Source organism: Niallia circulans NBRC 13626, assembly GCF_001591585.1.
Lineage (GTDB): Bacteria > Bacillota > Bacilli > Bacillales > Cytobacillaceae > Niallia > Niallia circulans.
The window spans coordinates 18,600-41,232 of record NZ_BCVE01000008.1 but is presented as its reverse complement, the minus strand read 5'-3'; the positions used below and the strand labels follow the sequence as shown (position 1 = coordinate 41,232).

Genomic DNA, 22,633 nt, shown 5'->3' with positions numbered 1-22,633 from the left:
TGTAATCAATTTGTAAAGCATCTTTATTATATGTTAACGCTATAAACTGTTATAATGAATATAGCCGTTTCTATTTGGAAAATTTTACTTATAAGCACTCTAGACAGATTTAAGACGGTTTTAAAGGAGGCACTATGCATTTAATTAGAACCGACATTGATGAGATTTTAACAAACACAGCCGATTTAGAGCAGGAAATATCTACATGGAATTTAATCGACATAGAAATTGATGAACTTTTAGAAGACACAAAACATTGGAATTAAACATTGCAATCAAATTTACAAATAATTTTGTAGATATTGGTTGTTTTTTTGTGCTGTAAATAATTATTAGGAAAAAATTTCACATCTTTTTATCAAAATTACTTTCACTATAGTAAGTTTGCGTTATAATAAATAGAAATAATATTTAAGATGAGGAGAATGGAAACGTGACAGATCAAACAATCACTGTGACTTTAGCAAAAGAAAAAAAGCCGAAACCAGATCCTTCTACATTAGTATTTGGTAAAGTATTTACAGATCATATGTTTATGATGGATTATACAGTAGACAAAGGATGGCATGATGCTCAAATTTTGCCCTATCAACCAATTACTTTAGATCCTGCTTCTGTTGTTTTCCACTATGGCCAAGCAGTTTTCGAAGGCATGAAGGCATACTTAACAGAAGAAGGTAAAGTGCTTTTATTCAGACCGAAGAAAAATATGGAGCGTTTAAATAAATCAAATGACAGACTTTGTATTCCAGAAATAGATGAAGAGTTTGCCCTAAATGCTTTAACACAATTAATTAATATTGATAGAGAGTGGATTCCAAAAGGGGAAGGTACTTCTTTATACATAAGACCATTTATCATTTCAACACAGCCCTTCTTAGGAGTTGCTGCATCAATTAGCTATAAATTTATGATCATTTTATCTCCTGTTGGTTCGTATTATAAAGAGGGAGTTAAACCGGTTAAAATCTTTGTGGAAAATGAATATGTTCGTGCAGTTGCAGGTGGTACAGGATCTGCTAAAACAGCTGGAAACTATGCAGCAAGCTTAAAAGCACAACAAATTGCAAATGAAAGAGGATATTCCCAAGTTCTTTGGTTAGATGGCGTAGAAAAGAAATATATTGAAGAAGTTGGAGCTATGAATGTTTTCTTTAAAATTAATGGTCAGGTATATACCCCTGAATTAAATGGAAGCATACTAGAAGGGGTAACCAGAAGCAGTGTGATGGAGTTGCTGCAATATTGGAATATTCCTGTAACAGAAAGAAAAATAACTATTGCTGAAATCTTTGAAGCACATAAAAATGGGCAATTAGAAGAAGCATTTGGTACAGGAACAGCTGCTGTTATCTCTCCGATTGGTGAGTTCTTCTGGAACGAGGAAAAAATCGTTTTAAATAATGGAGAAACAGGGGAGTTAGCATCCAAATTATATAATACAATTACAGATATTCAAAATGGAAGACAAGAAGATCCATTTGGATGGGCTGTCGAAGTGAAATAATTCCTTTTGCGAGGAAAATAAAGGAGTATCTTAATGGTGAATAAAAGCCACACGCTAAATTTTGGATGGAATTTAATAGCACATAAAGATTATAAACTTTTCTCTAATCAAAATGAATATGTTTTAATGGATTGGGATGGGGACGTTGTCTTATGTGTTTCTGTTCAAGACCATGAGATTGAAATCCTTCGTAGTAATTGGAATCTTCATTTTAAAGTGAATTTAGCTTTTAAAACAATCAAGGTGTTTAATGAGCCGGATGAAGAAGAATGAACCAGTAAATTTTTAAAGGAAGAATAACGGAAAACTTAAAAGAGATAAAGCTTCGATTTATAATCGAAGCTTTATCTTTATTATTATAATGCGAATAAAATAAATTATTAAACAGATTTCGTAATCAAGGGCTCTAAAATAAACGTATCAATCACCTTTGCTATACCATCGTTGTTATTTGTATCAGTTACGTAATCTGCAAGCTGCTTCACATCATCTGGCGCATTTCCCATAGCAACTCCAAGGCCAGCAAATTCAATCATGGCAACATCGTTATAACTATCACCTATTGCAATCACTTCTTCTCTAGAGATACCAAGTTTTTCAATAAGTATCGCTAAGCTTGTCCCTTTAGTAACACCTAATTCAGTAAATTCAAGGAAGTATGGCTTAGAGCGCATGACACTTAAATCATTAGCTAATTCTTTTTGCAGCCTTGCTTCTACCTCTTTAAGATAATTTTCTTCTTTCACCATTAATACTTTTACAACAGGAGTCGAAACGGTCTGCTTGAAATCCGCAACTGTTTTTATCGGCAAGCCTGTAAGTTTTCCTTCGATTTCAGTAAAAGGATTATTTTCTTGCGTAATAATTTCGTCATTCATATAAGTATGAATCCAAATGTTTTCTCTCTGGCTCAAATCAAATAGCTGATGAACTGTTTCGGGAGAAAGTGTACTGCTGAATAATTCTTCGTTTGTTTGACAGTTAGTTATTTTTGCTCCGTTGAATGAAAGAATAAAACTGCCATATTCCGCAAGTCTTAATTCTTTTGCCGCGTCCAGCATTGCATATGTTGGTCTTCCAGAAGCGAGAACTACTTTTACACCTTTTTCTTGTGCAAGCATTAAAGCAGTTTTGGTTGCTTCTGAAATAATATGGTCATCTGTTAATAAAGTATCATCCATATCTAATACGATCATTTTATAGCTCATCTGTATTTCCCCTTTCATAACCTCTTTACAGAATACATGAAAATAGAGAAATAGCCAATATCAAATTGATGATAAGATAGCGAAACAAAACCTTGAATTATTCCTTTTTATGTTTATAAATTTCTTTAGTGGGAAGTAAATAAATAAAGTTAATAGTTAAGGGGTTAAACAAAAACATCTTAAATGGGTTAAATTACCTTGAAAAAGTATTTGAATTATCAGAATATTACTGCTATACTATAAAAAAGAACAAGGGGTTGATTCAAATGGAAAAATATTTATTAAATGCACCAAAACAGTCTGTAGGAAATGTTGTGGATTCTTTATTTGCAGAAATGGTATTGGAAAAGGCCCTTTATGACTTTCGAAAAGCTACACTAAAAAGACAAATCGATGAAACATTAATTGCTGGTGACAAAGAATTATTTTATCGTTTAACAGAAGAATTAAATCAATTAACTGCAAAATAACTACTATAAAATAAACAATATAATCATAACCGCTATCCTAGAGGAGAAAACCTCGCTATATTTCTGAGAAGAGATGCAGCGAGGTCTTTTCCTGAAAAAGGATAGCTATTTTCGTTCTATCAACTTATTGTTTAACCAAATAAAAACTGCTGATAAACATAGGTTTATCAGCAGTGTAAGGGACACTTAAAATGTGTCCTACGTATTGAGGCAATAAACTACGCTCCACATAGCGCAATAACGTTTATTGACTTATTCAATATAGCTCATCGCTTGATAAATATAACACATATAGATGATACTGACAAGCTTTTTTAAAGAATAGTAGTTTTATTGTCTAATATTAGCATACGGAATCTTTGTGTGCTGAAATTAGCATTGCTGTTGAAACTGTAAAAAAAGCCAATAGTGCTTATTAATTAGCGCAAAGCTAAATTAGAGATTGATCAAAGGGGCGTATTAGTCTTTTCTGCTTTACATAAAAGCCTTCTGCTATGTATCATTATTGCATATACATAAAATCTCTTCTATTTTAAAAGAAATGATAAGACTTTTATAAATAAGGGTAAAATAGAAACAGAAAGAATGGGAGGAAGTTTATGCAAACATATAAAACAAGAGAAGAAGTTGCTGATTGTGAAAAATGGAATTTACTTGATATATACAAAACAGAGGCTGAGTGGGAAAAGGATTTAGATGCGGTAAAAGAAAAAATAGCGGCTCTTTCAGAATTCAATGGAAAAATTACGAATGGAACAACATTATTAGCGTATCTAACATTATCAGAGGAAGTTAGTTATATATATAGAAAAGTCTACGCATACGCCATGCTTCTTTTAGACTTAGACACGCGGAATACACATGCTCAAAGTCTTATTGAAAAAGCTCGTATAGTCGGCCAAAAATATAGTAGTGCCACTGCCTTTTTTATGCCATATTTATTATCCTTAGATGAAAAGGAATTGAAAACTTACATACAAGAAGAAGATGGCTTAGCATATTTTGAAAAAGATCTCTTGGAATCTTTCCGCTATAAAAAACATGTATTAAGCAAGGAGAAAGAAGAGGTACTATCTGAACTGGGAGAATCGCTATCTGTTCCTAGTAATGTGTTCGGTATGATAAATAATGCAGATATAGCCTTCGGGGAAGTAACAACAGATAATGGAGAAAAGATTGAATTAACAAGAGGAATGTACGCAAAAAGAATAGAAGATGAGGACCGAGATGTTAGAAAAGAAGCTTATTTGGCGTATTATAAGCCATATATCGGTCTTAAAAACACAATAGCAGCGACCTTTAGCGCCGCCGTTAAAAACAATGTAAAAACAGCAAAACTTCGAAATTATCCTTCTGCCTTAGAAAAAAGCTTATTTGGTGACCAAGTACCTGTTGAGGTTTACCATAATTTAATTAGTACGACGAGAAAAAATTTACCTTATATGGATGATTATATGAATTTTCGTAAGAAACGACTGCGGCTTAATGAGCTTCATGCTTATGATTTAAGCGTTCCATTAGTTGGAGAGGCAGCTAAAGAAGAGATCAGCTATGATGATGCTTTTCAGATTATGCTGGAGGCGCTGAAGCCTCTTGGTGAAGAATATTTAAGTGTGCTAAAAACCTTTAAAGAAAAACGATACATTGATGTACGTGAAACGCCTGGTAAACGTTCAGGTGCTTATAATTTAGGCTTATATAGCGTTCATCCGTATATTTTACTGAACCATAGAGATGATTTAGATAGTTTATTCACCTTAGCTCATGAATGCGGACATGGCATGCACTCTTATTTTAGTAGTAAGCATCAGCCGCAAATAAGTGCAGGATATAGTATTTTTGTTGCAGAAGTAGCATCTACTGTTAATGAGGTCTTATTAATTCGCCATTTGTTAAAAATAGAAGATGATGAAACAAAACGCGAGCATTTATTACATCATTTTATTGATAGTTTTAAAGGAACCTTCTTTACACAAGTTATGTTTAGTGAGTTTGAAAAAGCGGTTCATGAACAAGCGGAAAAAGGATTGCCACTGTCTTTGGACTTTTTCAATCAAACCTATGAAGAACTATTTAAAGCATACAATGGCAGTTCTTTAGTAATAGACGAACAAGTGAAATATGGATGGGCAAGAATTCCGCATTTCTACCGTCCATTTTATGTATATAAATATGCGACTGGCTTTGCTTCTGCAATTAATATTGCCGATAAACTTTTAGAAGGAAAGAAAGAAGATGCAGAGAACTACTTAGACTTTTTAAAAAGTGGAAGTTCTGATTATCCTCTTGAACTTCTGAAGAAAACCGGTGTCGATTTGACCAGTCCTGAACCAATTAATCATGCATTAACGATTTTTCATTCCTTAGTGAAGGAAGTATTAAAAAAATAAAGTTTTCACAAAACAATAAGAAGCCATTACCTTTTGCAAAGGTGTGGCCCTTATTGCTTCTTAGTTACTGATATTTTTCTAGAATCGTGAAAAAGTCGATGATAAATCGGCGAAATGTTTGTACAGAGGGTGGCAATTCCCGATTACTTGGTACGATGATACCAACTGTCCGGCTAATAATTGGATCCTCAATAGGAACCTTCACTGTAAATTTAGGAACAGTATCATAAAATGTACTCTCTGGAAGAAGAGTTACACCCATTCCTGCGGAAACTAACCCTTTGATTGCATCTAAGTCTTCACCCTCAGCATTTATATTAGGTAAAAAACCTTCTTGTTTACATGCATCAATCGCAATTTTTTGCAATATATATCCTTCTGGAAATAAAACAAATTCGTCATTTCGCAGATCTCGTAATCGAAGTGATTTTCTTTCACTCAAAATATGATTACTTGGTAATAATGCGAAGATTCTCTCTGTAAATAAAATATTGCCTGTTAATAAGAAGTCATCTGTTGGTACAGGTCCTAAGAATGCTAAATCTATATCTCTATTTTTTACGCCTTCGGTTAAAAAGTAATAAGATCCTTGCCGTAATTGAAACCTCACATTTGGATGCTTTTCTTTAAATGCTGATATAACAGTCGGCAATAAGTGGCTTGCAAGACTAGTTGGAAAGCCGATTTTAATCGACCCTCTTTCAGGATCCAAATAGGCATTAACTTGCTCTACAGCTCGATCGACTGATTTCAAGATTGATTGGGAGTGAGTTAAAAAAATCTTTCCAATCGGAGTTAGTTTGACATTCCTTCCTTCTCGTTCAAATAATTGAACACCTAATTCATCCTCTAAATTTGCAATTTGACGACTAACAGCAGATTGGGCAACATGAAGATGTTCAGCAGCCTCTGAGACATGCTCTCTTTCTGCTACTTCAATAAAGTATTTTAGTTGTCTAAGTTCCATTTTTACCGACCTTCTTTATAATAATCTCTTTTTTAGATTAGTTCTATCTAAATGATATATTGTACATATGAATTTGTATAGTATAATTAAATTATCTGAATAAAAAAATTTGTTAGAAAATCTGACAGGGGTGGTTGAAATGACGTACAACCAAATGGAAAAGGCACAGGGCTTATATAGACCGGAATTTGAACATGATGCATGTGGAATCGGACTGTACGCTCATATAAAAGGGGAAGCGACGCATGACATTGTGAAAAAAGGTTTAAGTATGCTTTGTAAATTGGATCATCGCGGCGGACAAGGAAGCGATCCTTTAACAGGAGACGGAGCTGGATTAATGGTTCAAATACCTGATACCTTTTTTCGAAAAGAACTTAAGGAATTCAATCTTCCCGAAAGCGGTAAATACGCGGTAGGAATGATCTTTTTTTCCAAAGATGATCCTCACAGAGAAATAATCGAAGCAAAAATTAACGAATATATTAAAGAAATGGGTCAAGAACTTATTGGCTGGAGAACTGTACCGACAGATTTCAGAAAAATCGGAAAAGTCGCACAACAAAGTTGTCCGATTGTCCGTCAAGTATTCATTCAATCAAGCATAGAAAACAAAGATAAATTAGTTTTTGAGCGAAAATTATATATTATCCGTAAACTTGCTGAAAATTGGGGAAGAGCAGAAGAAAAAGAATTTTATTTCGCAAGTTTGTCATCTAGCACCATTGTTTATAAAGGACTTCTCACATCAGACCAAGTCGAAAGCTTTTATTTAGATGTGCAGGATCCGGCTTTTGTATCCGCATTTGCTATTGTTCATTCCCGCTTTAGCACAAATACTTTTCCTAGCTGGGAAAGAGCACATCCAAACCGTTACTTAATTCATAACGGAGAAATTAATACATTACGAGGAAATTTCAACTGGATGAAAGCAAGAGAGCAGCAATTTGTATCAGAAGTTTTTGGAGAGGATTTGCAAAAGGTACTGCCGATATTAGATGCAAATGGTAGTGATTCTTCTGTATTCGATAATGCACTTGAATTCTTTATCTTATCTGGACGCACACCTGCTCATGCAGCTATGATGATGATCCCAGAGCCTTGGACTGAGAATCCCCATATTTCAAAGGCGAAAAGAGATTTTTATGAATATCATAGTAGCTTAATGGAGCCATGGGATGGCCCAATGGCAATCACCTTTACGGACGGTAAACAAATTGGTGCTATATTGGATCGTAATGGTTTGCGTCCAGCAAGATATTATGTAACGAAAGATAATTATATTGTTTTTTCTTCAGAAGTGGGAGTTGTTCCAGTCGAAGAAGAGAATATTCTCTATAAAGAGCGTTTAAGTCCTGGGAAAATGCTATTAATTGATCTTGAAGAAGGCCGTATTGTTTCAGACGAAGAATTAAAAAATACTATTGCTTCGGCACATCCTTATGATGAGTGGTTAGATGAAGTTATTCGACTAGAGGAGAATGCAGAAGAAAAAGCAGAAGACTTTCCCGATTTACTTGCAAGGCAGAAAGCATTTGGCTATACGTATGAAGATGTCCAAAAAAATCTGCTTCCAGTTGTGTTGGAGGGCAAAGACCCGATTGGATCGATGGGAAATGATACGCCGCTTGCTGTCTTGTCTAATAAGCCGCAATCTTTATTTAATTATTTTAAACAACTATTTGCACAAGTAACTAACCCTCCAATTGATGCTATTCGGGAACATTTGGTTACATCAACTTTAACTTGGTTAGGTGCTGAAGGTGATTTGTTACATCCTGATGCAAGTAATTGTCATAGAATCCAATTGAAAACACCAATATTATCAAATAGTGATGTAGAACAATTACGATCTCATACATTTACTGAATTTACAGCACGAACACTAGATAGTTTGTTTACAGATGATTTAGAAAGCAGTTTAAATCAGCTCGTGCAAAAGGCAGAAGAAGCAATTGCACAAGGTGTGTCCTTACTTATTCTTTCTGACCGTGCAATGAAACGAGAAGATAAAGCGATTCCCGTTTTATTAGCTGTCAGTGCTTTACATCAGGATTTAATTAAGAAAGGTCTGCGGACGAAAGCAAGTATTATCGTAGAGTCTGGTGAAGTAAGGGAAGTTCATCATTTTGCAAGTTTAATAGGTTTTGGAGCTGATGCAATTAATCCCTATTTAGTATACGCAACCTACAATCAAGCAATCAAAGATGGGGTGCTGACCCTTTCCTATGAAGAAGCAGTAGCAAGATATAATACAGTCATTACAGAAGGTGTTGTAAAAGTAATGTCTAAAATGGGTATTTCTACTGTCCAAAGCTACCGAGGCGCACAAATTTTTGAAGCTGTCGGTATCGGCGAAGAAGTTATCGACCGTTATTTTACTGGAACTGTTTCACAGCTTGGCGGTATTGGTTTAGAGATTATTGCTGAAGAAGCAACGAAAAGACATGAATTAGGTTATCAAGATGGGATGGACGACACATTAGATTCTGGAAGTGAGTTTCAATGGAGAAAAGGCGGAGAACATCATGCTTTTAATCCGAAAACAATCCACACCTTACAATGGGCATGCCGTAAAGGCGATTATTCCTTATTTAAACAGTTTTCTGAGGCTGCAAATGAAGAAAGCATGAGTTTTTTACGAAATTTATTTGCATTTGATTCAGCACGACAGCCTATCGATATTAAGGAAGTGGAATCAGTAGAATCTATCGTAAAACGATTTAAGACAGGTGCAATGTCCTTCGGTTCTTTAAGTAAAGAAGCACATGAAACATTAGCGATTGCCATGAACAGATTAGGTGCCAGCAGTAATAGTGGTGAAGGCGGAGAAGATCCTTCTCGATATATGATAGATGAAAATGGCGATAACAGAAGAAGTAATATTAAGCAGATAGCTTCTGGACGTTTTGGAGTTAAGAGCCATTATTTAATAAACGCGAAAGAATTACAAATTAAAATGGCTCAAGGAGCAAAGCCGGGTGAAGGAGGTCAATTGCCAGGGAATAAAGTATATCCATGGGTTGCCGAAGTTCGCGGTTCTACACCAGGCGTTGGATTAATTTCCCCACCGCCGCATCATGATATTTATTCTATTGAGGATTTAGCACAACTCATTCACGACCTGAAAAACGCCAATAGAGATGCGCGAATTTCAGTAAAATTAGTTTCAAAAGGCGGAATTGGTACCATCGCTGCTGGTGTTGCAAAGGGGGCTGCTGATGTAATAGTTGTAAGTGGATATGATGGAGGTACAGGTGCTTCTCCAAAAACAAGTATTAAACACACAGGTCTGCCATGGGAATTAGGCTTAGCAGAGGCACATCAGACCCTGATGCTAAATGGTTTACGAAATCGTGTCGTTTTAGAAACAGATGGTAAGCTGATGACAGGAAAAGATGTTGTACTTGCAGCTCTTATGGGAGCCGAGGAATTTGGCTTTGCTACAGCTCCTCTTATTGTAATGGGATGTGTGATGATGCGAGCTTGTCATTTGGATACATGTCCAGTGGGTATCGCCACCCAAAATCCAGAATTGCGCTATAAATTTGCTGGAGATCCAGATCATATTGTCAATTTCATGCGTTTTGTTGCAGAGGAAGTACGTGAACTAATGGCACAATTAGGATTCCGCACAGTAGAAGAAATGGTTGGAAGAACAGATGTGCTAAAAGTAAGTAAACAGGCGCAATCGCATTGGAAAGCAAAAGATTTAAACTTATCGAAACTATTATATCAAGTCGATGGACCAAGAACGTTTGAAACACCACAAAATCATAAAATTGATGAAAGTTTAGATATTCAAAAAATACTTCCAGCAGTTCAAAAAGCTATTATTAATAAAGAAGCGCTGCATTTGCATTTTAGTATCCAAAATACTAATCGTGTAACTGGTACAATTGTTGGTAGCGAAATATCGAAACTATATGGCGAAGAAGGACTTCCTGACAATACAATCAATTTACATTTCACAGGTTCAGCAGGTCAAAGCTTCGGTGCTTTTATTCCCAAAGGCATGAGCCTGTATTTAACAGGTGATGCAAATGATTATATTGGCAAGGGACTCTCTGGAGGTAGAATTGTGGCAAAGGTACCCGCAGACAATTCAATTGTTGCGAATGAGAATGTTATCATCGGAAACGTAGCATTTTACGGTGCGACAAGCGGCGAAGCGTTTATTAACGGAAAAGCGGGAGAAAGATTTGCAGTTCGTAACAGTGGTGCAAGTGTTGTAGTTGAAGGTATTGGTGATCATGGCTTAGAATACATGACTGGAGGAGAAGTTGTTATTTTAGGGGAAGTAGGGAAGAACTTTGCTGCAGGTATGTCAGGTGGAGTTGCCTATGTTTTACCGAAAGATGCAGAGCAATTTAAAGCAATGTGTAATAAGGAAATGATAATCTTTGAACAATTAGAAGAACGAGCAGAAATAGAGAGAATAAAAGGACTTATTGAAAAGCATATTGAATTAACAGGTAGTTTAGCAGGTCAACAGGTACTTGTTAATTGGGATAAATTCGTTCAACGGTTTGTCAAAGTTATACCGAAAGATTATAAGCGAATGATTGCCAATATTCAAAAGGGACTTGAAAATGGCTTATCAGAAGAAGATGCCGCAATGGAAGCTTTTGCGAATAATTCCAATCAAGACAAAAAAAAACAAGCAAATAAAATTACCGTATTAGTGCAGTAGAAAGGAGAGAACAGAATGGGAAAAGCAACTGGATTTATCGAATATAATCGGGAGGAAGCGGAAGAAAGAAATCCGCTTTCCCGTCTAAAAGATTTCAAAAAGTATTCTGCTCCTTTCTCTGATGAAGTACTACAAAGACAAGGGGCGAGATGTATGGACTGTGCAACACCATTCTGTCATATCGGGATGGAAATTGCGGGAAGTACATCCGGCTGTCCAATCCATAACTTAATCCCTGAATGGAACGATTTAGTTTATAGAGGAAGATGGAAAGAGGCATTAGATCGTTTATTGAAAACAAATAATTTCCCAGAATTCACTGGAAGTGCTTGTCCAGCTCCTTGCGAAGGTTCCTGTACTGTAGCGATTTCAGATCCAGCTGTTGCGATTAAAAATATTGAACGCACTATTATTGATAAGGGATTTGAACAGGGTTGGATCCAACCGCGGATACCTGCGAAGAGAACAGGAAAAAAAGTAGCCATTATTGGTTCAGGACCAGCAGGGCTAGCTAGTGCAGATCAGTTAAATCAAGCAGGCCATTCTGTAACTGTGTATGAACGTGCAGATAGACCAGGCGGATTATTAATGTATGGGATACCCAATATGAAAATTGACAAAAAAGATGTGGAAAGAAGAGTGAAACTACTTACACAAGAAGGGATTGATTTTATTACCAATACCGAAGTAGGGAAAGATATAACAGCTTCAGAATTAAGAGAACAGTATGATGCTGTTATTCTATGTACTGGTGCCCAGAAACAAAGAGATTTAGTTATGGAAGGCAGAGATGCAGAGGGTGTTCATTTTGCAATGGACTATCTAACAGGTGTTACCAAAAGTCTACTAGATTCCAATTTTCAAGATAAAAACTTCATCGATGCAGCAGGAAAAGATGTCATCGTTATCGGCGGCGGCGATACAGGAGCAGATTGTGTAGCAACTGCATTACGTCAGAACTGTAAAAGTGTAGTTCAATTTGGGAAGCATCCAAAGCTTGGGATAATGCGCTCAAGTGAAAATATGTGGCCGGCAGCGCCTAATGTATTCACATTAGAATATGCTTACGAAGAAGCTGAACAAAAGTTTGGTGAAGATCCAAGACAATATGGAATTCAAACAAAAAGAATGGTAAAAGATAGCGACGGAAAGCTAAAAGAGCTTCATACTGTTTCCATGGAAAAAATAAAGCAAGCAGATGGAACGTTTATTTTCAAAGAAATTCCTGGTACGGAAAAAGTTTGGCCAGCACAGTTAGTATTTATTGCGATCGGCTTTGAAGGTCCTGAACAACCAGTACTGAAACATTTCGGACTGGAAACTACAAGTCGTAAAGTTGCGGCGGTATATGGCGATTTTACAACGAATTTGGAAGGTGTATTTGCGGCTGGTGATGCACGCAGAGGGCAAAGCTTGATCGTATGGGCAATTAACGAAGGCAGAGAAGTTGCTAGAAAAGTTGACGAATACTTAATGGGCGCCTCCATTTTACCTACTGTAAATGCATAAACGAGAAAAAAGATGTGATTAGCGAGTATCACATCTTTTTTTCTATATACGCTAATATCTAACCTATAAAATCTCTTTTACAAAAGAAGAAAATTTTACGCATTCAAAATATTATAAAAATTCAAAACAAAAATTTCAATAAAATAATTCATAACCGACTTATAATCTAAGCCATTTAGCTATTACAAGTGTTTTTTATTATCATTTTACAAAAAATATAATATAATAGGAAAAATACTTTTTTAAAAGGCTTAATAAGGGTAGGATAAAGCAAATAAAGTTTATCAAATGCTCTCTCAATATAGAGTGTGATTGTTTATAAAGAAAGGGAGTGTCGGAGATGAGAGACGTTAAACTTCTCGATATATATAATCATCATATTGCACAAAAATATATTACACGCTCAGGTTTAGCTCATGCTCTGGCAGTTGCTTATCATGCTTTTGAAATGGCAAAAGAATCAAGTGTCGATGTCGATAATGCAGCTAAAGCCGGATTTTTACATGACATGGGACACTATACGTGGTATAAAGATGGAAAATGGGATTATAAATTATATAGACAAAATGACATTCATCCAATAAAAGGGGCGGAAAGAGCACATAAATTATTAATCCGCTTAGGAGAAAATCCAATTAAAGCAAAAGAAATAGCTTTAGCCGTTCTTTTCCATACAGATAGTTTCATTCCTGGTGGTTCCGTGATTTTAACCCCCTTACAAAAAATTGTTAAACTAGCTGATGAAAAGGACGAGGAGCCTGGGGGACATCATCACTATCGTACGATAACGAAGGAAAGGGCAATAAAGAGTTTAGAACGATTAGATGCAAAAATTGATGAATATATAGAACAGCAAACGAAGAATAGCAAAGAACTAGAAGGATAGAACTGGATTTCCCTGTTTCTATTCTTCTTTTCTTTTAAATGCTATAATAGAAAAATCGACTTTTTTAGAAAAGGAATTAAAGGAGAAAATGACAAACATTATCACTACCATTAAACAATGGCAGCAAGCACTACAAATCGAGATCAATCATTTAAAAAAATACGGGCAATCGAAAGTTGCTTTATATAATGGAATTCGCCTAAACACAGAAAATGACTTTACGTATTATTTTGAAAGCATCAGCAATCTAAAGGTTCCAATTGGATCAAATGTAATGATTCACTGGGGGAGTCAGGCTGTAAGGGGGAGAGTATTATCGGCAGATGGCAAGAGCCTTCTTATTATTTTGGAAAAGGCGATTGGTGAGGATGTCTCAGAAGCATATTTATCCCATGATCCTTGGGAGCTATTAGAACAGCTGCAAATCCGTTTTGATACTATTAAAAAAAATAAACGTAAGCTTAGTAGAATCGTTAAATTAATGCAACCTAGTGAAGAAACAAAGCACCCAAGTGAGCAACTGAAAAATCATGTTCATGAGCTCTCTTTAAGATGCAAATATAACCCCGTCTCCTTTGTGTGGGGGCCGCCTGGAACAGGAAAAACATACACATTAGCTAGAGTTGCTCTACAACGTTATTGGAAAGGTAAGAGGATTTTACTCTTAGCACAAAGTAACCAGGCTGTAGATGTTCTACTCACGGAAATAACGACAACGATTAAAGAAAAGGACCGATTTAAAATAGGGGATATCCTTCGCTATGGGGGAAATAGCAATAATGCATCACTTGAACAAGAAAAAATTACAACAAGTTCCTTATTAGATAAAAAGGATATGGATCTTGCCAAGCAAAAACAGTATTTTTTTGAAGAAAAACTAAAACTTAAACAAGACCTTTCTTATTCGTTTACAACAAGAGATTCTGCTCAGTTATTAGAGATGGAAGAGAAATTAGCAAATGTGATGGAAAAAATCAGAAAAAGGGAACTGCAATTTGTACAAAAAGCAAAAATTGTTGGCACGACAATAGTAAAAGCTGCCACAGATCCAGCCATTTATGAAGATGAATACGATTTAGTAATAGTAGATGAGGCGAGCATGGCATATATTCCACAAGTCGCTTTTTCTGCATCACTAGCAAAAAGAATCATTATTTGTGGAGATTTTAAACAGTTACCTCCTATCGCAACTAGCCGTCATGCTTTAGTAGATAAATGGTTAAAAGAAGACGTATTCCACGCGACAGGCGTTGCCGAAACGGTTCATAGTTCATCGCTTCATCCTCAGCTTTTGTTATTAAACGAACAAAGAAGGATGCATCCAAGCATCTCTCAATTTACCAATAAATATATATATCATTCTCTGGTAGGCGATCATAAGAAGGTGGAAAGAAACAGAAAAGCAATCGCAGAAAAACTACCTTTCCAAGGAGAGGCGAATATTTTATTAGATTCGAGTCAATTTGGCGCATATGCCACATTTGAGAGAGCTTCGAAATCACGTATGAATTATATCCATCTATTATTAGCTCTGCAAGTTATAAATGAAGCTTTAAATGAAAAAGGAACAACGAGTATCGGCTACGTTACTCCATATCGAGCACAGGCGGAAATAATGGAAGCAATGGCATCAGAATTTTTCCCAGAAGCCATCATAGAAAAACGGCTTATTATCGCTACAGTCCATCGTTTTCAAGGAAGCGAAAGAGATATAATCATCTTTGATAGTGTAGAAGGAGAGGCATTTTTGAAGCCTGGAATCCTTTTAACCGGCAAAGAAAGCGAACGGTTAATAAATGTGGCGATCAGCAGGGCAAAAGGGAAATTTATTCATATAGCAAACAGAAATTATATAAAAACAAAAATAGATAGGAAGAAAACGATTCGACAGCTTGTCAACCATCAAGAAGCATTCAATAAAGTGGTAACCAACCAACAAATTGGCGAGTGGATTCAAAAGAAGAATCCAAAACTATACTGGACGCACGCACAAAGAGTAGAATTACTAGAAAAAGATATCAAGCGTTCCAACCATACAATATTAGCCTCTTTTCCAAAACAGAAGGAGATATTAAAACAACAATGGAAACAACTTCTCAATAGAAGGAGTATTGGTTCAGCTCCTGATATACCGTTTCCTTTCATTATTATTGATGAAAAAGTTATTTGGTTTGGCTTACCGTCCGAATTAGTGAATGGGAGTACTCCTCCTTCACTAGCAGTGCGTATACATTCTCCTTCTTTAGCTAGTTATCTATTAAAATATATATCATGAATAAAAAGCATTATCCGGAGATTTGGGATAATGCTCTTTCTTTAGCTATTATCAGTTATTCATTGTACAAACAAAAACGTTTTCGTTAAAATAGGAAAGAATCCATACAGAGGAGATGATGTTATTTGAGTAGAAAACAAACAGGTGGTATAGTATTTTTCTTGAGTTTAGTCCTTCTTTTACTACTGTCAGGCTGTGGCACAACGAAAAGTGAGCCATCAAAAGAAGAAAATACAACACAAGCAAAAGTGATTTCACCAGACGACTATCCTATTGTAACGATTACGATGGAAGATAATTCGACTATTACATTAGAACTTTATCCCGATAAAGCCCCTAATACAGTCAATAATTTCGTATCATTAGTAAATAAAGGCTTTTACGATGGATTAATTTTCCATCGAATTATTCCTGATTTTATGATCCAAGGCGGTGACCCCAATGGAAATGGAACAGGCGGTCCTGGCTATTCGATCAAAGGGGAATTTTCAGAGAATGGGTTTGAAAATGACTTAAAGCACGAAAGAGGCGTAATTAGCATGGCAAGATCTCAACTGCCTGATTCTGCTGGGTCACAATTCTTCATTATGGTTGCAGACGCCCCTCATTTGGATGGAGAATACGCCCCGTTCGGGAAAGTGATAGAAGGCATGGATGTCGTCGATAAAATAGTCTCTTCAAAAAGAGATAAGAATGATAAACCAGTAGAAGAGATAAAAATGAAACAAATTACTGTAGATACAAAAGGTATCGATTATGAAGAACCAAAGAAATTAAAAGAATAATGGATAAAAGGAACGTAATATTTTCTTTCTTTCCGAAAAGATGATATGATAAAAGCTGATTTTGAAATAAGGAGATGTTGATCATGGCAACTAAAGGATACATATTAATGCAAAATGGTGAAAAAATTGAATTCGAATTATATCCAAACGAAGCTCCTGGAACAGTAGCTAACTTTGTGGAACTAATTAAAAAAGGTTTCTATAACGGTTTAACATTCCACCGTGTAATTCCTGGTTTCGTCAGCCAAGGCGGCGATCCAAATGGAAATGGAACAGGAGGACCTGGATACACAATCAAATGTGAAACAGAAGGAAACCCTCACAAACATGTGGAAGGAGCTCTTTCTATGGCACACGCTGGCCGTGATACAGGCGGAAGCCAATTCTTTATCGTACATGAGCCACAACCGCATTTAGATGGTGTTCATACAGTATTTGGACAAGTTACGTCCGGTATTGCTGCTGTAAAAGCAATGAAAAATGGCGATGTTATGGAAAAAGTGGAAATCACTGAAGAATAAATACAACAAGGCAGGCTGAGAAATTGGCTTGCTTTTTTATATGAATGGTTGGTGATTAGAATGTACAAAGATAAAGTTGTCATTGTAACTGGCGCTAGTAATGGTATTGGCAAAGCAATTGCAAAAGCTTATTTGCAAGAAGATGCCTATGTTATCCTAGCTGATATAGATGAAGAGCAAGGAAAACATGTACTTGATTCTATAGAGCAAAAAGAGAGAGCAATTTTTATAAAAACCGATGTTCGAAACGAAGCAGATATCATTCAAATGGTTGAGACAACACAAGCGAAATTTGGAAAGATTGATATCTTAATTAATAACGCCGGTAAAGGCATTTTTAAATCATTTTACGATTTAACGATAGAAGAATGGGATGATGTGATAAATACGAATCTCCGCAGCGTGTTTCTTTGTTCAAGAGAAGTCGCAAAAATCATGCGAACTCAAGGCGCAAAAGGGTCGATTATTAACATGTCATCTAGCAGAGCCTATATGTCGGAACCTAATTCAGAAAGCTATAGTGCTAGCAAAGGTGGAATTATGGCTATTACTCATGCTTTGGCAAATAGTTTAGCTGATGCACATATAACAGTTAACAGCATATCACCAGGCTGGATCGAAACGAAAGATTATGAAAATCTGCGAGAAAGCGATCATGAACAGCATCTATCAAAAAGAGTAGGTAAACCTGAGGATATTGCGAGAGCATGCCTTTTCCTCACAAATCCGCAAAATGATTTTATTACAGGAACGAATCTTATGGTAGACGGTGGTATGACAGTAAAAATGATTTATGAAGAATAATAGAAGGTATTTTTTCTTCTTTGCTTTATTACAGTTGCTATCTGAAAATGATAGGAGTATAATAGCTTCCATATGATTACATATAATAATGGAGGCTCATTAAGTGGACGTTTTACATCAGATATTATCAACCTATGCTTCATTTTTTGATTGGAAGATGTGGGCAGAAGTATTAACAGATCCAGTATCATGGGGATTAATCGGATCGTTAGTCATTTTAGAAGGCTTATTATCAGCAGATAATGCGCTCGTATTAGCAGTAATGGTAAAACATTTACCGCCAGATAAACAAAAAAAAGCATTGACATATGGTTTATTCGGAGCCTATTTTTTCCGTTTCTTCTTTATTGGAATTGGTGTTTACTTAATCCATTTTACCTGGATAAAAGTAGTTGGAGCAGCATACTTAGCATGGATTGTAATTAAGCATTTCTGGCTTGGTGAGGAAGATGAAGATTCCTCAGCGATGAAGAAAGACAGTTGGACAATAAGATTGTTCGGAGTATTCTGGGCAACTGTTATCTCCGTAGAATTAATGGATTTAGCCTTTTCGGTTGACAGCATATTAGCATCTTTGGCTGTTTCAAATGAAATCTGGATTCTACTGATTGGTGGAATGCTCGGTATTTTAATGATGAGAACTGTTGCCAAATTATTCTTAGTTCTCATTGAAAAAGTTCCAGAATTAGAGAATACCGCCTTTGTATTAATTGGGATAATCGCGGTAAAGATGTTTGCTAGCATTTTTGGATATGAATTAGATCACTATGTATTTTTTGGGATTCTAATTGCTGCGTTTATTATCACATTTATCATTCATTTTATTAACAAAAATAAAAAGGTTTCTGAAGAAGTTGCTTCTTCAAAAGAAAAATAAATGTATTTTACCTGTTCCGTTTGTGGACAGGTTTTTTTTTATTTAATTATTTCGTATACTTATTAGCATAGGATGAAGCAACAAATGAATCAGGCTTAATTTTTGGTTCGATACCTATTGACTCCATTCTTGCTACCATTTCATTGACAAATTCACTTGTTTTATTTCTTCTGCCTGCTCCAATATCTATATGTCCCTCTATCGAGAAAGTTGCTCCTTGATAAACAAAAGGGAGGACAACATCAATTAATTGGTTTTTCCTATCCTCTGTGAACAGACTAACTACCTCTTCTGTTAGTGTTGTCTCATAGGAGATTTTCTCATGAAGTCTTAAAATCTTCCTTGGTATGATCACTTTTCTAATACAGGCCCAAGCACCTTTTCCTTTATTCATAATGACTATTCCAGTAATAAACTTCGTATGTTTGGTATGCACTTGTGAATCTGTACCAATCATTAATTGATAATTTCCCGAAGGACTTCTAGACATAAAAGCAAGGATACGCTGAAAAACGATATCAAAGGTCATATTTTTCTCTTGTAAGTTTTGAAAAGTCATTTCCATATGCCTGTCTAACTCCACAAAGAATCCCTCCGTATAAACGTTATTTCCACCACTTTTATAACATTGTATGATAATCAAATGGATTTATCCCTGTAACTAAATTTGTATTATCGTATACAAAAAATACTGAATTGGTGTAAAAAATGGTCTTTTTTTAGATGAACTTAATAATGAGTTTTATAATAAAAAAATGGAACTAAACTGAAACTTAATTTCTTCTTATCCGTCTAATCATTAACAAAACGCAGGAGGAAAAAAATGAAAAAATTTCTAATTATATTAAATTGGTCGTTATTATTTCTATTATTATTAACTGGCTGCTCACAAAATTCCGAAGATAAAGCAGCGGATAGCAGAGATTATGAAAAGGCTGATTCCAATGTCATCGATGCCCAGAATGAAATAGGAGAAATACCCGCAACAGATAGTAAAACGGTAAAAGAAAATAGCGGTCAAGCAATTAGTAATAATGACCGATTAGTTATTTATAATGGGAATCTATCCTTAAAGGTGAAAGACTATCACAACGTAGAGAAGCATATCCAGTCAAAAGCAGCCGAGCTAGGCGGGTATGTAGTGGAATCGTCCATTTATGATAGTGGCACAGATTATATAAATGGGACTATTATCGTAAAAATTCCTCAAAAACATTTCCAAACCTACTTAAACGATATCGAAAAGAAAAGCATTAAAGTTACAGAGAAGAGTATCACTGGTAACGATGTGACTGAAGAATATGTTGATTTGGAATCCCGGCTAAAAGCTAAGGAAGCAGTGGAAAAAAGGCTATTAGCTTTAATGGAACAAGCAGAAAAAACGGAAGACCTTCTTAAAATATCAAATGATCTTGCAACTGTGCAGGCAGAAAAAGAACAAATATTAGGGAGAATGAAATACTTAAAAAATAACGTAGACTATTCGACTGTCACGATTCAACTGGAAGAAGAGTTAGTAAAAGTGGGTTCTATTCAAGATAAAGAGTCTTTAAATACATGGGAAAAAGCAAAAAGTCAATTCGTGAGCACGATTAACGGGTTAATTTCCTTCCTTTCAAGTGTCATCGTGATGATTGTTGGATTATCACCAATTTTAATTCCAGTTGTAGTTATTGTAATAGCTTGGATTATATATAGAAAAAAGAAAAACAGGTCAGAGTAATTTTATCGTGGCTATGCTATAATGGAATTAAATTCCTTCAGTGGGAGTTTAATCTATTAATATCATCACATTCATATTTATTAAGGAGTGGCTAAAGAAATTGAAATCAGCAGATCAATATCTTATCCGCCATGCGAAACTGGAAGATGCAGAAGCAATTTTTGCTATTCAGCAATCTGTGATTGCCGAAGAAGATTATCTGATAACTACTATCGAAGAGTATAATCAAACACTGGAAGAGCAGCAGGCATGGGTCGCTAAAATATTGCATAATGAGAGAGAAACTATCCTAATTGCGGAAGAAACCAATAAAGTAATTGGCTTTATTGTCTTTCAAACAAAAAATAGACAAAGACTTAATCACACAGGGTCATTTGGGATGATGATAAGTAAAAAGTATAGAAGTAAAGGAATAGGAAAATTACTTATGAAAGCACTACTAGCTTGGGCAAAAGAAAATCCGCTGATTGAAAAAGTTAGCTTAGGTGTTTTCTCAACAAATACTAGGGCTATTTCTTTATATACTTGTATGGGATTTATAGAAGAAGGTCGCAAAATAAAAGAAATCAAACTGTCAGAAAATGAATATATAGATGATATTTTAATGTATAAAATGGTGACCTAAATAGAACCAACTATTTTTTAAAGAGAAAAGAGGGAAGCAATATTAATAAGAAATCAGCTTTTCAAAGAGAGCTAAAGTCGTGGATTATTGCACTTATTAGCGCATTAATATTTGTGTTTATTTGCCGTAACTTTATTTTTGCCCCTGTTAAGGTAATAGGACAATCCATGCAGCCAACATATGAAAATCAAGATAGAGTGATTGTCTCTAAAGTTGGCCAAATCAAGCATTTTGATACCATCGTCTTTCATTCACCAATAGAAAAAGAAGATTATATAAAAAGAGTAATCGGCTTACCTGATGATACGATTGAAATTTATGATGATACACTTTATATTAATGGCGAAAAATATGACGAACCATATCTTCAAGAGAAAAAGAAGCATTTACTTCCTAATCAGAGATTGACGGAAAATCTTAAAGTTACAGTACCTAAAGGGCATCTATTTGTATTAGGGGATAATAGGCAAAATAGTATGGATAGTAGACAGCTTGGTTGTATATCAGAGGATGCTGTTGTCGGGAAAGCTGTTTTTCGATTTTATCCTGTTATGGAAAATTATTAATTAATAAAAAAAACAGTCTTGGATATGAGCTCACGTCCAGAACTGTTTTTTTATTACGATTTACAAATTCACATACCATTGCTTATGTAACATTTTCGCTAATTGAATGACACCATGTCTTGCTAATTCGTTTATTCGCTCTGTAACTTCATTTATTTGTTTAACTGAAAAAGACTCTCCAGTTTTGCAAAGTATAATTGCCTCTTCAATAAAAGACTCGCGACGTTGGTCTAATTGTTTAAATTGATTCACGCGTGAATTTACTTTTTCCCCATGTAGTTCCTGCATGTTTTGTATATTATCTTAGATACTAAATGCTAAAAATAGAAGAAATAATTTGTTTACATAATATTATTATGATAGACTAAAAACTTGTCTAATTATGAGGGTTGACACTACTGTTATATCTGTATATACTGACTATATACAGATATAACAGTTGAAAGGTGTTTCTAATGAATATTTTTATCTCCAATTCCTCTGAGGAACCTATTTATTTGCAAATAGTAAAGCAAATAAAAGAGCAAATAGTAGCAGGTGAACTAAAAGAAACACAATCTCTTCCTTCTATTAGAAGTCTTGCAAAAGAACTGAAAATTAGCGTTATTACAACCAAAAGAGCCTATGATGAACTTGAAAAAGACGGTTTTATTGTTACAGTCGCTGGAAAAGGGTCATATGTTGCAGCAATAAACAAAGAAATACTTCGTGAAAACAAGTTGAAAACAATCGAAGAACATTTAACAGAAGCCAGCAGCACAGCTAAACTAATTGGGTTAACATTAGAAGAATTACAAGAAATATTAAAAATTATTTATAAAGGATGA

21 protein-coding genes are annotated in these 22,633 nt (G+C 35.2%); 17 read left to right on the top strand and 4 right to left on the bottom strand.

All coding sequences use genetic code 11. The features are described 5' to 3' along the window. The first annotated feature begins 134 nt into the window (after positions 1 to 134). From BCI01S_RS26195 to BCI01S_RS11900, 3 genes are all read left to right on the top strand, one after another. The gene (locus BCI01S_RS26195; protein ID WP_268874827.1) at positions 135 to 266 is read left to right on the top strand and encodes a hypothetical protein; all 132 of its coding nucleotides are present in this window, start codon (positions 135 to 137) and stop codon (positions 264 to 266) included. Between the two features lie 167 nt (positions 267 to 433). Further along, entirely contained in the window at positions 434 to 1,507 is a 1,074-nt protein-coding gene (locus BCI01S_RS11905; RefSeq protein WP_061798841.1) for a branched-chain amino acid aminotransferase, read from the top strand. 33 nt (positions 1,508 to 1,540) lie between these two features. Next, positions 1,541 to 1,780, top strand: a complete 240-nt coding sequence (locus BCI01S_RS11900; RefSeq protein ID WP_047943433.1) for a hypothetical protein — start codon at positions 1,541 to 1,543, stop codon at positions 1,778 to 1,780. Positions 1,781 to 1,887: 107 nt separating this feature from the next. On the opposite strand, the gene BCI01S_RS11895 is transcribed toward BCI01S_RS11900, so the two are convergent. After that, on the bottom strand, positions 1,888 to 2,715 hold the full coding sequence (locus BCI01S_RS11895; RefSeq protein ID WP_061798839.1) for a Cof-type HAD-IIB family hydrolase: 828 nt from the start codon (positions 2,713 to 2,715) through the stop codon (positions 1,888 to 1,890). Between the two features lie 266 nt (positions 2,716 to 2,981). On the opposite strand from BCI01S_RS11895, the gene BCI01S_RS11890 reads away from it, so the two are divergent. Continuing rightward, positions 2,982 to 3,185 (top strand): IDEAL domain-containing protein, encoded by a 204-nt coding sequence (locus BCI01S_RS11890; RefSeq protein ID WP_047943435.1) that lies wholly within the window; start codon positions 2,982 to 2,984, stop codon positions 3,183 to 3,185. A 599-nt stretch (positions 3,186 to 3,784) separates the two neighbouring features. Beyond that, positions 3,785 to 5,575: an oligoendopeptidase F gene (gene pepF, locus BCI01S_RS11885; protein ID WP_061798836.1), complete on the top strand. Its 1,791-nt coding sequence runs from the start codon at positions 3,785 to 3,787 to the stop codon at positions 5,573 to 5,575. 64 nt (positions 5,576 to 5,639) lie between these two features. Here pepF and gltC read toward each other — a convergent pair whose 3' ends face one another. Further along, positions 5,640 to 6,542: a glutamate biosynthesis transcriptional regulator GltC gene (gltC, locus tag BCI01S_RS11880; protein WP_047943437.1), complete on the bottom strand. Its 903-nt coding sequence runs from the start codon at positions 6,540 to 6,542 to the stop codon at positions 5,640 to 5,642. 139 nt (positions 6,543 to 6,681) lie between these two features. Between gltC and gltB the strand changes: the two genes are divergently transcribed. The 8 genes from gltB to BCI01S_RS11840 all read left to right on the top strand — a co-directional run bounded on the left by gltB (position 6,682) and on the right by BCI01S_RS11840 (position 18,892). Then, positions 6,682 to 11,235 carry a glutamate synthase large subunit gene (gene gltB / locus BCI01S_RS11875; protein ID WP_061798834.1) on the top strand — a complete coding sequence of 1,518 codons (4,554 nt, stop codon included), beginning with the start codon at positions 6,682 to 6,684 and terminating at the stop codon, positions 11,233 to 11,235. Positions 11,236 to 11,250: 15 nt separating this feature from the next. After that, positions 11,251 to 12,744 (top strand): glutamate synthase small subunit, encoded by a 1,494-nt coding sequence (gene gltD, locus BCI01S_RS11870; RefSeq protein ID WP_061798832.1) that lies wholly within the window; start codon positions 11,251 to 11,253, stop codon positions 12,742 to 12,744. 340 nt (positions 12,745 to 13,084) lie between these two features. Then, positions 13,085 to 13,630: an HD domain-containing protein gene (locus BCI01S_RS11865; protein ID WP_047943440.1), complete on the top strand. Its 546-nt coding sequence runs from the start codon at positions 13,085 to 13,087 to the stop codon at positions 13,628 to 13,630. Between the two features lie 88 nt (positions 13,631 to 13,718). After that, positions 13,719 to 15,905, top strand: a complete 2,187-nt coding sequence (locus BCI01S_RS11860; protein WP_061798828.1) for an AAA domain-containing protein — start codon at positions 13,719 to 13,721, stop codon at positions 15,903 to 15,905. Positions 15,906 to 16,030: 125 nt separating this feature from the next. Continuing rightward, a complete protein-coding gene (locus tag BCI01S_RS11855; protein WP_061798825.1) occupies positions 16,031 to 16,690 on the top strand; it encodes a peptidylprolyl isomerase in 660 nt (219 codons plus the stop codon). A gap of 83 nt (positions 16,691 to 16,773) precedes the next feature. After that, entirely contained in the window at positions 16,774 to 17,211 is a 438-nt protein-coding gene (locus tag BCI01S_RS11850) for a peptidylprolyl isomerase (protein WP_047943443.1), read from the top strand. Between the two features lie 60 nt (positions 17,212 to 17,271). Next, entirely contained in the window at positions 17,272 to 18,015 is a 744-nt protein-coding gene (locus tag BCI01S_RS11845; RefSeq protein ID WP_061798823.1) for an SDR family NAD(P)-dependent oxidoreductase, read from the top strand. 103 nt (positions 18,016 to 18,118) lie between these two features. Then, complete coding sequence (locus BCI01S_RS11840; RefSeq protein WP_047943445.1) at positions 18,119 to 18,892, top strand: TerC family protein; 774 nt, start codon at positions 18,119 to 18,121, stop codon at positions 18,890 to 18,892. A 46-nt stretch (positions 18,893 to 18,938) separates the two neighbouring features. Here BCI01S_RS11840 and BCI01S_RS11835 read toward each other — a convergent pair whose 3' ends face one another. Then, positions 18,939 to 19,457 carry a ribonuclease H-like YkuK family protein gene (locus BCI01S_RS11835; protein ID WP_047943471.1) on the bottom strand — a complete coding sequence of 173 codons (519 nt, stop codon included), beginning with the start codon at positions 19,455 to 19,457 and terminating at the stop codon, positions 18,939 to 18,941. Between the two features lie 258 nt (positions 19,458 to 19,715). Between BCI01S_RS11835 and BCI01S_RS11830 the strand changes: the two genes are divergently transcribed. The 3 genes from BCI01S_RS11830 (at position 19,716) to lepB (ending at position 21,806) form a co-directional block, all read left to right on the top strand. Continuing rightward, on the top strand, positions 19,716 to 20,615 hold the full coding sequence (locus BCI01S_RS11830) for a DUF4349 domain-containing protein (RefSeq protein WP_047943446.1): 900 nt from the start codon (positions 19,716 to 19,718) through the stop codon (positions 20,613 to 20,615). 100 nt (positions 20,616 to 20,715) lie between these two features. Continuing rightward, positions 20,716 to 21,240 carry a GNAT family N-acetyltransferase gene (locus BCI01S_RS11825; protein ID WP_047943447.1) on the top strand — a complete coding sequence of 175 codons (525 nt, stop codon included), beginning with the start codon at positions 20,716 to 20,718 and terminating at the stop codon, positions 21,238 to 21,240. A gap of 41 nt (positions 21,241 to 21,281) precedes the next feature. Next, the gene (gene lepB / locus BCI01S_RS11820) at positions 21,282 to 21,806 is read left to right on the top strand and encodes a signal peptidase I (RefSeq protein ID WP_047943448.1); all 525 of its coding nucleotides are present in this window, start codon (positions 21,282 to 21,284) and stop codon (positions 21,804 to 21,806) included. 60 nt (positions 21,807 to 21,866) lie between these two features. Here lepB and BCI01S_RS11815 read toward each other — a convergent pair whose 3' ends face one another. Further along, on the bottom strand, positions 21,867 to 22,094 hold the full coding sequence (locus tag BCI01S_RS11815; RefSeq protein WP_235844489.1) for a DUF2533 family protein: 228 nt from the start codon (positions 22,092 to 22,094) through the stop codon (positions 21,867 to 21,869). A gap of 167 nt (positions 22,095 to 22,261) precedes the next feature. Between BCI01S_RS11815 and BCI01S_RS11810 the strand changes: the two genes are divergently transcribed. Beyond that, entirely contained in the window at positions 22,262 to 22,633 is a 372-nt protein-coding gene (locus tag BCI01S_RS11810; RefSeq protein WP_047943449.1) for a GntR family transcriptional regulator, read from the top strand.